Source organism: Hirschia litorea, from assembly GCF_042665075.1.
Classification (GTDB): Bacteria; Pseudomonadota; Alphaproteobacteria; order Caulobacterales; family Hyphomonadaceae; genus Hirschia; species Hirschia litorea.
In genome coordinates this window covers 1094934-1109088 of record NZ_JBHTBR010000005.1, presented here as the reverse complement: position 1 = coordinate 1109088, position 14155 = coordinate 1094934, and the positions used below count along the sequence as shown (strand labels likewise).

General features: G+C 45.3%; 8 protein-coding genes. 2 read left to right on the top strand and 6 right to left on the bottom strand.

Features of this window, described 5'->3' with window-relative positions; all coding sequences use genetic code 11:
• Positions 1–196: 196 nt before the first annotated feature.
• Together ACFQS8_RS13835 and ACFQS8_RS13830 are read right to left on the bottom strand one after the other, a co-directional pair.
• Entirely contained in the window at positions 197–3325 is a 3129-nt protein-coding gene (locus ACFQS8_RS13835) for an efflux RND transporter permease subunit (RefSeq protein ID WP_382168359.1), read from the bottom strand.
• A 2-nt stretch (positions 3326–3327) separates the two neighbouring features.
• The gene (locus ACFQS8_RS13830) at positions 3328–4452 is read right to left on the bottom strand and encodes an efflux RND transporter periplasmic adaptor subunit (RefSeq protein ID WP_382168357.1); all 1125 of its coding nucleotides are present in this window, start codon (positions 4450–4452) and stop codon (positions 3328–3330) included.
• Between the two features lie 236 nt (positions 4453–4688).
• On the opposite strand from ACFQS8_RS13830, the gene ACFQS8_RS13825 reads away from it, so the two are divergent.
• Positions 4689–5624 (top strand): glycerophosphodiester phosphodiesterase family protein, encoded by a 936-nt coding sequence (locus tag ACFQS8_RS13825; protein WP_382168355.1) that lies wholly within the window; start codon positions 4689–4691, stop codon positions 5622–5624.
• 45 nt (positions 5625–5669) lie between these two features.
• Here the strand turns inward: ACFQS8_RS13825 and ACFQS8_RS13820 are convergent, their stop codons facing one another.
• The 4 genes from ACFQS8_RS13820 to ACFQS8_RS13805 form a co-directional block, all read right to left on the bottom strand.
• Positions 5670–8822 carry a TonB-dependent receptor gene (locus ACFQS8_RS13820; RefSeq protein ID WP_382168353.1) on the bottom strand — a complete coding sequence of 1051 codons (3153 nt, stop codon included), beginning with the start codon at positions 8820–8822 and terminating at the stop codon, positions 5670–5672.
• 311 nt (positions 8823–9133) lie between these two features.
• The gene (locus ACFQS8_RS13815) at positions 9134–10192 is read right to left on the bottom strand and encodes a FecR family protein (RefSeq protein ID WP_382168351.1); all 1059 of its coding nucleotides are present in this window, start codon (positions 10190–10192) and stop codon (positions 9134–9136) included.
• 38 nt (positions 10193–10230) lie between these two features.
• Entirely contained in the window at positions 10231–10830 is a 600-nt protein-coding gene (locus ACFQS8_RS13810) for an RNA polymerase sigma factor (protein WP_382168349.1), read from the bottom strand.
• 371 nt (positions 10831–11201) lie between these two features.
• Entirely contained in the window at positions 11202–12275 is a 1074-nt protein-coding gene (locus ACFQS8_RS13805; protein ID WP_382168347.1) for an SMP-30/gluconolactonase/LRE family protein, read from the bottom strand.
• Between the two features lie 440 nt (positions 12276–12715).
• Here ACFQS8_RS13805 and ACFQS8_RS13800 point away from each other — a divergent pair, with 440 nt between their 5' ends.
• Complete coding sequence (locus ACFQS8_RS13800) at positions 12716–14146, top strand: aldehyde dehydrogenase family protein (protein WP_382168345.1); 1431 nt, start codon at positions 12716–12718, stop codon at positions 14144–14146.
• Positions 14147–14155: the final 9 nt, after the last annotated feature.

Below are 14155 nucleotides of genomic sequence, written 5' to 3'. Positions count from 1 at the left end.
CATCATATCTTTGATATGTAGGCATAGGCAGAGGCGCTGAATTATACAAGTCCCTCGACACGAGACACACACAATGCCAGCAGATACGCACCAAAGGTTCGTCATATACGTATCAGGCAAGCACCGCAGCACTTGCATAGAGAAGGCAAAGACCCATCAGGATATAAGCGCAGCCATAGCACGCCACACTCTGTCGCTATTCAGCTGGAGTTTTCACAGACGTCGCGCTAATTTGTTCGCCCAGTTTACGCGTCACATCCCCTGGGGAACCTGTTCCCCGTGCGATTAGCCGATATGCGGTTGGCACAAGCAATAGCGTAACAACAATGGATGCCAGAACCCCAAAAAGAATAACAACACCAATAGCTTGTCTCGTTTCCGCCCCTGCACCACTTGATAAAATCAAAGGCAAGGAACCAGCCGCCGTTGTTAGTCCTGTCATCAAAATCGGACGAAAACGCGTCATTGCAGCCTCACGAAGCGCTTTTTCAAAAGCCACCCCTTCATCCCGCAATTGGTTTGCAAATTCTACAATCAGAATACCATTTTTTGCAGCCAAACCGATCAACATTATTAGCGCAATCTGGGTATAAATATTTAAGGTTGTACCTGTAATCCAAAGCCCAAATATTCCGCCGCCAATTGCGATTGGAACACACAGCATAATAATAATCGGGTGGATATAGCTCTCAAATTGAGCTGCAAGGACTAAGAATACGATCATTAATCCCACCCCAAACACAAACAGCATGGATGAACCGCTAGTTTGATAATCCAAAGATTGTCCTTTAAAATCAATGACCGCCTCCGTAGGAAGCACGTCTCTGGCAATGCGAGACATCTCATCGAGTGCGGTCCCTAATGAGACACCCTCCTCTAACCCAGCCTCAATAGTTATAGAACGAGAGCGGTTATACCTATTCAACGACGGACTATCAGCAACTTCTTCAACAGTAATCAGGTTAGAAAGAGGGATAAGTTCGCCCGACCTTTGAGACCTTACATAAATGTTCTGAACATCATTTGGAGAGTTTTGATCGCTTCTCAACCCTTCAAGAATGACGTCATACTCCTCACCATTCTCAATATAAGTCGTTACACGCCGAGACCCTAGCATAGTCTGCAAAGTGTTCCCGATTTCAGATACCGTTACCCCTAAATCAGCAGCGCGGTTATAATCGACCTGCAAACGATATTGGGGTTGGGTCTCTTTATAATCCCAATCAATATCAACAAGCCCAATATCAGCGCTCTGAAGTGCCTCGACAAAAATATCTCGCCACTGCGTCAACTCTTCATAAGAGGGACCGCCAAGCACAAATTGCACGGGCTTTCCAGTACCACCACCTAGCCCTTGGCGCATATTTGCAAACGCACGAATACCCGGTAAATCAGCAAGTTTCGCGTTGATTTCAGTAATAATTTCTTCTCCTGGACGGCGTTTCCCCCATCTGTCCAAAGAGATAATAACAAAGCCCTGATTGAAACTTGCACTTCCAAATCCCGGAGCTCGCAAAAGCAATCTCTGCACCTCGCCCGTTTCGGTATATGGCAACATACGGCGTTCAATCTCATCCATATATTTTTCCATATATTGATAAGATGCACCCTGTGGTCCCCGAACGGAAACGAAGATACTCCCCCGATCTTCCTTCGGCACATATTCACTCGTGACGTTCTGAGAAATGATCCAAGAACCAAAGATAGTCGCTAGAAATAGAATGGACATTAATAAGGGGCGCGCAACTGTTCTGTCGTAAAACCACCCATAGCCGCGCGCGACTTTATCCACTCCAGCAGAAAAACCGTTCAACAATTTCTGCAAACCGTTTGTATTTTTTGACTTTGGTTTCAATACCTTAGAGGCAAGCATGGGTGCAACAGTCAACGCAACCAAGCTAGAAAACGCGACAGCCGCAGCCATTGTGAGTGCAAATTCAGTAAATAAGCGCCCAACATCACCTTCCATAAAAGTGATTGGGACAAATACTGCGATTAGGACCAGAGTTGTCGCAATAACAGCAAACCCGACCTGACGTGTTCCCAAATAGGCAGCAACAAGCGGGGTTTCCCCTTCTTCGTCCATTCTTCGATGTATGTTCTCGAGTACAACAATGGCATCATCCACCACAAGCCCCACGGCCAGAACAAGCGCTAGAAGTGTCAGCAAGTTCACCGATAAACCCAATGCAAACAACACGATAAACGTTGCAATAATCGAAATAGGTACTGTAACCGCAGGAATAATAGTCGACCGGATACTGCCAAGAAATAAGAATATAACGACGATTACCAAACCGATTGATATGAAAAGCGTATTATACACTTCATCAATAGAAGCATCGATAAACACGGATGAATCGTAACTTTGGTAGATCCGCATGCCTTCTGGCATAGTCTCGTTTAGCTTCTGGGCAAGCTCTCGTGCCCCTCTGGCCACGTCCACCGTGTTGGCTGTTGACTGCTTGGATACACCCAGCCCCACCATAGGTATCCCATTGCCGCGAAACATGGTGCGGTCTTCTTCTGTCCCGCGCTCTACACGGGCAACATCACCAAGTCTGACAAGATACCCATCGTCTCCTTCAGCAATAACTAGGTTTGCAAAATCCTCGGCAGTGCGAAATGCGCGATCAATACGGACAGTAAATTGGCGCGTATCAGACTCAATGCTACCGGCGGGCGCTTCGATGTTTTCACTCCGAAGCGCACTTTCAATTTCATTTACAGTCAATCCCCGCGCTGCCAACGCACGTCGATCAATCCAGACGCGCATAGCATAATCACGCGCACCACCGACACGGACCCTTGCCACCCCGTCCAAAGCTGAAAATTTGTCAGTTAAATACCTATCCGCATAGTCTGATAATTCCGGCGTGGTTAAATTCTCACTGGCAAGGTTTAGCCAAATAACCACATCATCACTGGAATCTGCTTTTTCAATTTCAGGCGGATCTGCATCGGGTGGGAATTGGTCTAGCACACCCGATACACGATCTCGAATATCATTCGCGGCAACATCAATGTCCTGATCAACCGAAAACTCAACAGTTACGCGAGAGCGACCATCAGAGGAGCTTGAAGAGATAAACCTGATCCCTTCAACCCCAGCAATACGGTCTTCAACAATTTGCGTAATGCGTGTCTCAACAACGGACGCCGAGGCCCCTGGATAACTTGTATCAATGGAGACAATTGGCGCATCAATATCGGGATATTCTCGCAAAGGCAGACGGTTAAATGCAACCAAACCAAATACGATCAAAATCAATGCAAGAACGGATGCAAAAACAGGTCGTTTTACAGATATATCAGAAATAATCATTTTTAACTCGCGCCTGAAGCACGTGAATTTTCATCTTTAGAAACAATGCTCTGTGCTTTAGGTGAGTTTATTCGTGGGCTTAGCATCGCTTTGTCTTCTATTTTGATAGCACCGCCATCACGCACTCGGATTAGACCTTCTGTGACGATCAGTTGTCCATCTTCAAGCCCAGCTTCGATTTCCACCATACCATTGCTGCGCAAACCGGGTGTGACCTCGACGCGTTTGGCGAAAAGCGCACCTTCCTGATCATCCACAACATAGACAAAAGATAACGGACCGCGCGGCTCAATAGCCCCCTCTGGAACTGCAAGAGCGGTTCGCGGATTTGCGCGAAGCTCAACAGTCATAAACATCCCCGCCTTTAGTATTCTATCTTCATTGGGTAATGTTGCCCGCACAGTAACAGAGCGTGTGACAGGATTGATTGCATTATCAATACTTGTAATCTCGCCGGAAAAAGTTTCACCTGGAATATCAGCCGTTTCCGCTACAATTTGAGTTCCCAGTGTTAGAGACCTTAAAAACACAGAAGGAATAGAAAATTCCAATCGCATTTCAGAGTCATCTATAAGTGTCGCTATCGTATCACCCGCACTTACATAAGAACCAACACTTACACGGCGAAACCCTAATACACCATCAAATGGCGCAACCAACACACGGTCTTTTAAGCGTGATAATACAGCCGCTTTTTGCGCTTTAGCAGCGTTCGCATTCCGGCGCGCTTGATCTAGCTGAGATTGAGATACAGCATCTTCATTCGCAAGCTGTATCGCGCGATTGAGTTGCTTGATAGCCTCATCTTCACTTGCCTCTGCAGCTTCAACCAAAGCAACCTGTTCAGCTTGCGCTAGTGATAAAAGCGTCTTGCCTTTTTTAACGCGCTGCCCGTCTTCAAAATATAATGAGGTTACGCGATCTGCTGTATTAAGTGTTAGATCTACGCGCTCTTTAGGCTCTAACGTTCCCAACGCTTCAATATTATTAAAAAATTCAATACTCTGAACAGGCTCAACAAAAACATTGGCTGCAGACTGATTTCCACCTCTTCCAGATTGCGCATTTGCTGACGCAACTCCCAGAAGGCATAACATTGCAATACCGCATGCTTTTAGTGCAGTCATTTTACTATCCAGTTTTACTAACTTTTGAGGCACAATAGCTCTGATATAGAGTTCACCCCCAACTATACCACTTTTCGAATCATTCCGCAGCCGAATCAAGGCTCAAACGCCCCGCTCCAGATCACTTACACGTGAACACCTTGTAACTATCGCCTACTTGCTTCGATAGGATGAAGAATGAAAGAGTGTCTTAAAGGATTGTCTTTGTAGTCTATTAAGCAATTGGAGCAGTAGGGATGAGTGATATTAAAACAAGTGATTACAAGACACTAAACAAAGAAAAACCTATTGTTATTGCCCATCGCGGTGCATCTGGTTTATATCCCGAGCACACTATAAAGGCATATGAAACAGCGATTGAACAAGGTGCTGATTTCATCGAACCAGACCTGGTAATGACATCAGATGGTGTACTTATCATCAGCCATGATTCCTACCTTTCTGCCACAACCAATATAGCCGATCACCCTGAGTTTGCTGACCGCAAAACCAGCAGAGAAACCCCTTTAGGTGTACAGGAAGATTGGTGGGTTGATGATTTCACGCTCGAAGAGATTAAAACCTTAAAAGCACGTCAAGCTTTTAAAGGGCGTTCAAAAGCGCATGACGACATCTATGATATTGTAACTTTTGAAGAAATTATGGATCTGGCGATTCATCACGCAAACAAAGGACGCATTGTAGGACTACATATTGAAGCAAAATGGCCTAATTATTTTGCCTCAATCGGCCATGACATGGTTGATCCCCTTCTGAACGGAATTGAAAAGAAACAATTACAAAAACTTGGAATACCTGTTTTTATTCAATGCTTTGAGCCTAGCTTTCTAAATAAGGTGAGCCAGAAGAGCGATCTTCCACTTATTCAGAACATCGCCATTGAGAAAACAGCAAAGCCCATGGGTTGGGATATCAAGATTGAAGATACAACGACGACAGGTTTGGGCATCTATAAAGAATTAGTGCTCAATTCGGATGGTTCAACGAGTGATTATGTCGCCCGCGCTCATGCTGCTGGCCTCGTGGTACACGTCTACACCTTGCGTGATGATGCTGTGATGGAGGGGTATTCTAGCGTTGAAGATGAGCTGATCGCCCTCTTCAATGCGGGTGTTGATGGTGTGTGGGCCGACTTTCCCGCAACGGCACTTAAAGTTCGTGATGCACTCTAAAAATATGGGGAGGTTTTACCCTCCCCATATCTATTCAGTTACAAACTAGAAGCGCGCACGCGCGCCAAGTGTAAATCGTGCACCCGGAGATTCCAGACTTACGAAACGCACGTCTGAACGTCCTGTGTTACGTGAGTATGATTCAGTGAGGTTCGTACCTTCAACAAACACCTGATACCGGTCTTTGAAGTTGTATGCGATACGCGCATCAATTTGATCATACTGATCTGTATACACAGGCTCTAGACCCGCAAAGTTACGGAAGAAACGGTCACGGCTGTTATAGGCCACACGCGCTTCAAACCGCTTGTCATCATAGAATAAAACAACGTTTTGTGAGTCACCCAAACCAGGTAGAACCACATTGTTATCCTGACGTGTCACATCAAACTCATCCGTGCCTTTCACATATGTGAAGTTGGCATTGATCCCTGTGTATTGCAGGAAGCTTGGAAGGTAGTCAAATGTGTGTTGGAAGGAGAATTCCGCCCCATACACGCTTGTTGTTTCAAGGTTACGCGGTCTGTCGATAAGGAAGAAAATCTGATTTCCGCTAATGTTGGTGCGGTCTTCTGTAATCAAATCCAAATCATTTGGCTCTGGCACAGTAATCGCCTCACGTGCGCCTCCACGAACGATGAAGCCATCAATGTCTTTATTGAACAATCCCATTGAGAAAATTGTAGAATCTCCAAAATAGAATTCAGACGAGAAGTCCAAGCTTTTGGCAATATAGGGCTTCAATGCAGGGTTACCTGCTGTACCAGTCATGTTTGAAAGACGTGTCTCAAACGGCGTAATAATGCTTGGGTTCAAATCGCTCAAGTTTGGACGCGTAAGCGTTTCTGAATAAGCAGCACGTAAGATAACATTATCATTCACACGCAGACGCGCATTAATTGATGGTAGAAGATTGTTGTACGATGTGTCTTCACTGATCGGAGCTGCAACGGAGCGCGTTACATCCAACACATCAGGACGAGATGTATTAGGTCGGAAGTTAGCAAACCCTTGCGCATAACCAGCTGATGTTGCTTCAGTTTTTGTATAACGAAGCCCAGCGTTCACATTCAATTCCATCTCACCAATGTCAGCACCAAATTCTGTGTTAACAAAGAAGGATGTGATCGTTTCTTCAACCTCATATCCATTTGCAAGATCTGGAACAGCAGCCAAACCACCCACAAAATTAGCAGCAGTTGTACCCGGTGGAAGGCCATTCAACTCATCGCGCAAGGCGAGAGATTCAGGACGCTCAAGATATTCGATCACTTCTTCAACATCAAAATTCAGTGTTGCAGATGGATAGCTACCTGGAACGGCTCCAAGGAAGCCATCACGATGGTCAACTGTGAAGAAACTTGCCGGAAGTGGAATCTGCGCATTCAAATACTGTACATTGTTTGGGTTTGCAGTACGCGCACTTGTGTGGATTTTTTCTTGCTTACCGTGATAGGCACCCGCCGTTACAGAGCGCAAATATCCATAATCAACATTCCAAGCGAAATCACCTTTGATCTCCGTGATATCATCTTCGTCGCCCTCACCCGAACGTTGGGAATACCAAGAGTTTTGCTTGTTGATATCAGGCACGACGATTTGATCGCCTAAGACATAGTCATATTGGTCAACAACACCATCGCCGTTCAAATCTTCTGTGCTTGGTGTGAAGAGATAGCTTGTACCGATTGGAGCTGGTTGACCGGATGTAAGGTCGTTACGCAAGATCGCTTTTTCGCCTGCAACCACCACATAATAGTTACCACCAGCGGCATCGTTTTGCGCATGGGATTTGGAGACATCAAAAGTAGCTTTTAGATTGTCAGTGATGTCCCACTCAACTTTACCACCAATTTGGTAGAGATCTGAATCGCGATTATTTGCGATAAAGATGTTGAACGGGTTCCCAAAGTTATCATACCGCAAAATCACATTGTTTTCATCTGCGACTGCATTGTGGAAAGTTGCACGCTCATTGAACGTCATGTTGCTGACTGTGTTACCCGTCACCTGAAACTTAGTGTAGAGACCATCAACAGTGAATTTTAGATTATTGGTTGGCTCAAATTCTACCACACCAGATAAACCTAAACGGTCGCGATCTTCATTTGCGCGGATATAATTTGTTTGCGTTAGGTGGACATAATTGTCGACGCCTGGATTACCCACACCATTCGCAAATACACGTTTGCGCGTTTCCTCGTCAAAGAAATCTTCAGTGAATTTATTGTTTGCTGTCACCTGATCGTTTGATGTTTTACGGGTCTGATAAGAGGCCGACACCAACACACCAAGTTTATCATCAAGGAAGGTATTGCTTACGAAGCCAAATAATTGCGGCGCAACTTCTTCTGCCTGTTTGTCATAAACGCCCTTACCACTGACAACCGCTGAGAATTTGCCAATATCAAGCGGACGCTGAAGACGTAGATTGATGGTTGAACCAATACCACCTTCTTGCAAAGCGGCATTCGCAGATTTGTATACATCCGCACCACCGATAAGGTCAGCTGGCACGAGGTCAAAGTTAAACGAGCGTCCATTTGCATCTGATGCAATGCGGCGTCCATTCACCAAAACAGTGTTAAATTGTGGACCAAAACCACGCACCGTCACTGATTGTCCTTCACCGCCCTGTCTGTCGATCGACACACCAGAAATACGTTGAAGTGATTCAGCCACGTTTGCGTCTGGGAATTTACCAATATCCTCAGATACAATGCTATCTATAATATCTTTACTGTTTCTTTTGCGGTCCACAGCTTGTGCAAGACTTTGACGCAATCCGGTTATAACGATTGTATCAAGTGTACGTTGCTCATCTTGCGCTTCAATTGCCGCTTGCTCAGTTGTCTCTTGAGCATTTGCTTGTTGGTTCCCCAAAACTAGAGCAGCAGCAGCAGCCCCAGCCAACAAAGCTTTCTTTTGATTATTCGTCACGTTTCCTACCCCATTCTCTGACGGTGGGGTAATGCGACGAATGAGAATAACATTATATTCTGTTCGCCGAATTTCGAGGTCATGCCCTTCAAGAAGTTTAGCAAGCACCTCGTCCACCGTACATTCACAAACGAAACCATCAGTGGAGATGGTTCCAACTATTTTGGGAGAGTAGAGAAAAGGATAATCAGACTTCTCGGAAATTATCCTCAAGGCATCAACGACTGTCATTGGCGGCACATTAAAAACGTGCTTCATCCCTTCAGCCTTAGCTGTTTGGAATGCCAAAGTGCAGACCGTTACACCCATCAAGAATAGGTTCCTTGACCGTATAATAATCCTTTTACCTCCCCAGGTAACGCCACCTTTTATTGTTTTGATTGCGGCGTCTTAGTTGTAAACAAACGGCGGATAGATATCCTCTATTAAAAAGTCATACTTTTGCGATTTATATGTAAATTTATTAGTTTGCAGGCGAATTTCATACTTATCTTTTTACGGATCATTGGCAACAATCAGCACAAAAATTTTCAAGTATTATGAGAACATAACATGCTGAAATGTTTATTTTAATTTGAGCTCGTCAAATAAATCGTCTGATCATCGCGATGCTGTACCGCGATACCAAAACCTTGCTCTAGCGCATCCAAGAATGCGTCCGTCTGACCAATGGGAAAGGTCCCACCGATAGCTATTTCTTGCAATGCAGGGTCTTCAACAACGATCCTACGCCCTGAATAACGGTTATACTCTTCGACAATTTCCCGCAGGGGTTCGTTGTCAAATGTCAGCATACCTTTACGCCACGACATACGTCGCTCGACCAGAGCGATATCTTTAATCTCTGTGAGCTTGTCTGTCTCACTCTCAAACACCGCATAACTACCGGATGTCACGCGCCGCTTCTCTGAGAGTTCGATACTGTTATTAAGGTCAATGGAGACTTTCGCAACGGCGTTTGCCGTCATCTCGACAATGCCTTCCTCAACAAGCAATTCTACCTTGCCTTTGACCGACTTCACTGAGAAAACTGTTCCAATTGCTTGCACCACAGTTCTATTGCTGTGCACGCGGAAAGGTCTGTTAGGGTCTTTCGCCACATTAAACACGGCCTCCCCTTTCACAAGCTGAACGCGTCGCTCGTAAGGGGTATATTCTACAGATAGCTCAGTGTCTGTATTGAGCATCACTGTTGAACCATCGGCAAGCTGAATTGTTTCCTGCTCCCCAACATTTGATGCATAAAAAACGGGGCTCTCGGTTTTAGGGATAACGGAATCCATAAATCCGCCCGGCAGCATGAAACTGCCCCAGATGAGACTGGCCGCCAACGCTCCGCCTGTCGCCATCAATCCCCAATTTCTCTTTGCTGTTTTAAGCCAGCCAGCAAAAGAGTTAGACGGGTTACTTGCCGCCTCAAGGTCTAGCACAGCTTCGCCTACAGTTGATAATAGATCTCGGACCGCGATGAAATCGCTGGAGAACATTTCAAAAGCGCGTTTATTCTCTGGATGGACCTGAAGCCAACCACGTAAAGCTTGAATATCTTCAGACGTAGCTGACCCGCCATCGATCTTTGCGATCCATGCACAGGCTTCCATCTCTCTATCTTCAATACTCTTGGTCAAAATCACCTACATGGTCGTTTTGTATAAATACGTTTGCTCTAATGTTCGTCACGGTCAGGTCGCCCCTCATATCCCGACGCCTTCATGTGTCTGGATGTGATAAGCAGTGCTTTAGCAATGTGTTTTTCTACTGTGCTGGGCGAAATTTCCAGCTTCTTTGCTATTTCCTTATGTGACAAACCCTCAAAATGGCGCAAGAAAAATACTTCTCTGCACTTAGGCGGTAATGTTGCCATTGCTTCATTCAACGCTTTCAATCTATCACGCTGAAATAACTGCTCGGCATGCCCTTGTACATCTTCTGCAACACCTTCGCGCACAAAATCCTCTACTACAAGTTCAACTGATCTTCTGCGTTTTCTAGAAACATTGAAGGAAAGATGCCGCGCAATCTTATAAAGATACGCTCTTCCAAACTCCAATTTCTGATTTTTCTTCGCTGCATAAGCGCGTAAAAACACCTCTTGAGCGATATCATCAACTTCACTTGTCAGATGAGAATTCGGCAAAAGGCGAACAATATAACGCTTCAACTCTGTCAAAGAATTCAAGTATGCTGTCTCAACATTCTCGTCCGAAGAAATGATTTTTTCTTCGTCCTTATGGTCTTGTTGAGATGGCAGTGAATTATTCGACATCGTCGCCGTAATTTCCCAAAATAAAAAAGATGGGATAAGCCTGCCTTACTATTTCAATTCCGGCAAGAGGGCGCACAAGTCAAAAATTATTCCGTAAAGAAACAGTGATTTACAAATGTAAATGATTACATTTGTGTCATGAAAAGCACATCAATCTCTCTTACATCGTGCTTTTTGGTCACGAAACACACGCGAAATATTGCCTCTATTCTGAACGCTTTTTCTATGTTTATTTCGTGCCTTCTCTCCATTTCTTCAGGTAAGTTTCGACAATCTACACACCAACAATAGCAAAGCTTACCTAAGTAAGCCCTCCTACTGTTAGTGCGGATTGGGATCTTTGGGCGTTTGTTACATACACCCCAACTGGCTCAAACCCATTGCACACCAGTCATTTTTGTTTTCACGCGCAACATATAGTCATCGGCCGTTATAAATAAAGTTTGTCCGTCTTCTCCAAAACAGCAATTTGACGCAAACCATTTTGTACGGATGCGACCCAATAATTTTCCATCAGGAGTTAAAAGAAATATACCGCCTGGCCCAGTGACAGCTAAATGTCCAGATTTTGACACCGCCATTCCATCAGGATTTCCAATTGCTCCATCCACATAGAAAGGACGCGCATCAAACCATATTTTATCTTCTCCAAGCCCGCCATCGGCAAGCAATTCAACACGCCGCACAAAAGCTTCTGACTTCTCAGATTGCGCTATATATAGATAGCGCTCATCCGGCGACAGAGACACACCATTAGGGAAGATCATATCCTCTAATAGCAGACTAATCTCACCATTCACATCGACTCGATAGACGCCATTATGTGGTTGCTCTTTTAATGGAGATTGGTTCGCACCTTCTAATCCCGACACAGGGTCTGTAAAATAGACCGTCCCATCACTTGCAACGACGACATCGTTCGGGCTGTTCAAACGCTTGCCTTGAAATGTTGAAGCTATGGTTGTGCGTTTGCGCGTTTGGAAATCAAACCTTTCAACAGCGCGCGTCCCGTGATTGCAAATCATCATATCGCCATTGGGCAACACCCAGAGACCATTCGATCCCAAGCGTATTTTTCCAGGTGCATTTTCTTGAGCAACACCGCCCGGCGTTTCAAATGGCTTCACCCCTGCTTTAGTTGTCCACTCGTAAATGACATTGTCATTCACATCAGAAAAATAAAGTGCGTTGCGCGCCTGATGCCAAGCTGGTCCTTCAACCCAATTATATCCTTCACCAATTACTTCTACAGGCGAAGACACATCAATAAGGTCTTCAATCCCTGATGCCGTCTCCTCTATATATCCCCCCACGGGTAAAATAGGTTTGCTCGCAGAATTTTCAGATCCTTCAATATTGTCTTTTTCATTGGATGTGTTTGGCATTGAGCAAGCAGCCATCGAAGCTGCTCCAGCCAATAATATGCCACGTCTTGAATAGTTCATTTTCCCTGCCCTACTTTATTATTAGAAATAGCCACCAAAGGTCGCTTAAGTTTTACCGGTAGAAACCCACACATTCTCCTAAACGACCCCCGATATTATCGACTGTATACAATATCTCACATTACACTCTGCCTTACGGCTCTACGCACCGTGTTTAGTTTCCAACACCTAAAATGCTGAATATATGTAGGTATTTAACAGTCACATTTTTAAAATCATCGTTTTTGAAGCTAAACTTCACCTCAGAAAACTGAATTTCTGTTTGCACACTCAAAGATATGATGTTATCAAACATTAAACAATAGATACACGAATGCAATCCGCATAATCTCTGATATGTCTCGCCCCCTGCAAAAGCGTCGACCTATCTCCTGATTGTTATAAATCGCAGATTACCGTTTGCAGTGTACGCCGAAATAAGAATTGGGAAGTGAGTTCAAATGTTTGCAAAACAACCATATATCGACGGTAAGCTTGTAGATGCAGGCGAAGTTTTTGAAGTCATAAACCCCGCAACAGAAGCTCCAGTTGGCACAATCGTTTTAGCCAATGCTGATGCGGCCCTCGCAGCCCTCGACGCTGCCGATAAAGCATTCCCTATGTGGGCCAACATGCCTGCTTCTGAGCGTGTGAAATGGATGCACAAGCTACGCGACGCAGTTATTGAGCATGAAGACCACCTGCGCACATGTGTTCACCTCGAAATGGGTAAGCCATGGGCTGCAACCAAAGACGATTATGACATGCTCGTAGATAGCTTGAACTTCTACGCCGACGAAATCATGGCGATTAAGGGTGAAGAGCTTAAAGACAAGGAAGGTACGCACACCCACATGCTCACGCGTGAGCCAATTGGTGTTGTGGCTGCATTCTTGGCGTGGAATTTCCCGCTGCTAAACCTTGCTTACAAACTTGGGCCAGCAATGGCGTCAGGTTGTCCGATCATCATTAAACCTTCAATGCAAACCCCATTGTCAGCCTATGCTGTCGGTGAGTTGTGCGCAAAAATCGGCTTGCCCGCCGGTGTCGTCAACATCATTAGCGGACATAATCGCGAGATCGGTGATTTGATCAGCGCGTCAACAATTCCAGCCATGTTGACCCTTATCGGATCTACGCAAACGGGTCTGCACGTTATGAAAGCGGGCTCTACATCTATCAAACGCTACTCTATGGAGCTTGGCGGAAACGCCCCTGTTCTCGTATTCGCAGATGCAGACCTTGATCTTGCAGCAGATACAGTTGTCGCGTTGAAATATGGAAATTCCGGCCAAATTTGTGTTGCGCCAAACCGCGTATTTGTGGCTGCGGAAGTGGCTGAAGCTTTCACACAGAAAATCGTTGAGCGCGCAAAAGCGACAAAAGTTGGTTTTGGAAAAGACCAAGATATTGATATGGGTCCAGTCATTGATGAAGGCTCTTGGAAGCGCATTGATGGGCTTGTTCAAGACGCGATTGCAAACGGCGCAACCCTGCTCGCAGGTGGTGGTCGCCCAGAAGGACAAGATATAGGTTCTTTTTACGCACCCACCGTGCTTTCCAATGTCACGGACGACATGCGCGTGTGTCGTGAAGAAGTTTTTGGCCCTGTTATCAATCTGATGCAGTTCACAGACGAAGCAGACGTTCTGGACATCGCAAACAACACAGATGCAGGCCTGACAGCCTATATCTTCACGCAAGACCAAGATCGCGCAGATTCATTCGCAGCCCGTCTTCGTTTCGGTGAAATCCAAATTAACGGCGTCAAATACGCAATCAACCTTCCTCATTGTGGTATTAAACAATCCGGTATTGGTGTGGATTGTTCTCACCTTGCGCTTGACGAATATCTTGCTCCAAAACGCGTTAGCCGCGCTATTATTAAGTAGGGCAACGCT

Bases quoted from the DNA above. Each gene is read 5' to 3' on its own strand.
- ACFQS8_RS13830 (WP_382168357.1), bottom strand. From the start codon at position 4,452: ATGACTGCACTAAAAGCATGCGGTATTGCAATGTTATGCCTTCTGGGA.
- ACFQS8_RS13820 (WP_382168353.1), bottom strand. From the start codon at position 8,822: ATGAAGCACGTTTTTAATGTGCCGCCAATGACAGTCGTTGATGCCTTG.
- ACFQS8_RS13800 (WP_382168345.1), top strand. From the start codon at position 12,716: ATGTTTGCAAAACAACCATATATCGACGGTAAGCTTGTAGATGCAGGC.
- ACFQS8_RS13825 (WP_382168355.1), top strand. From the start codon at position 4,689: ATGAGTGATATTAAAACAAGTGATTACAAGACACTAAACAAAGAAAAA.
- ACFQS8_RS13810 (WP_382168349.1), bottom strand. From the start codon at position 10,830: ATGTCGAATAATTCACTGCCATCTCAACAAGACCATAAGGACGAAGAA.
- ACFQS8_RS13835 (WP_382168359.1), bottom strand. From the start codon at position 3,325: ATGATTATTTCTGATATATCTGTAAAACGACCTGTTTTTGCATCCGTT.
- ACFQS8_RS13805 (WP_382168347.1), bottom strand. From the start codon at position 12,275: ATGAACTATTCAAGACGTGGCATATTATTGGCTGGAGCAGCTTCGATG.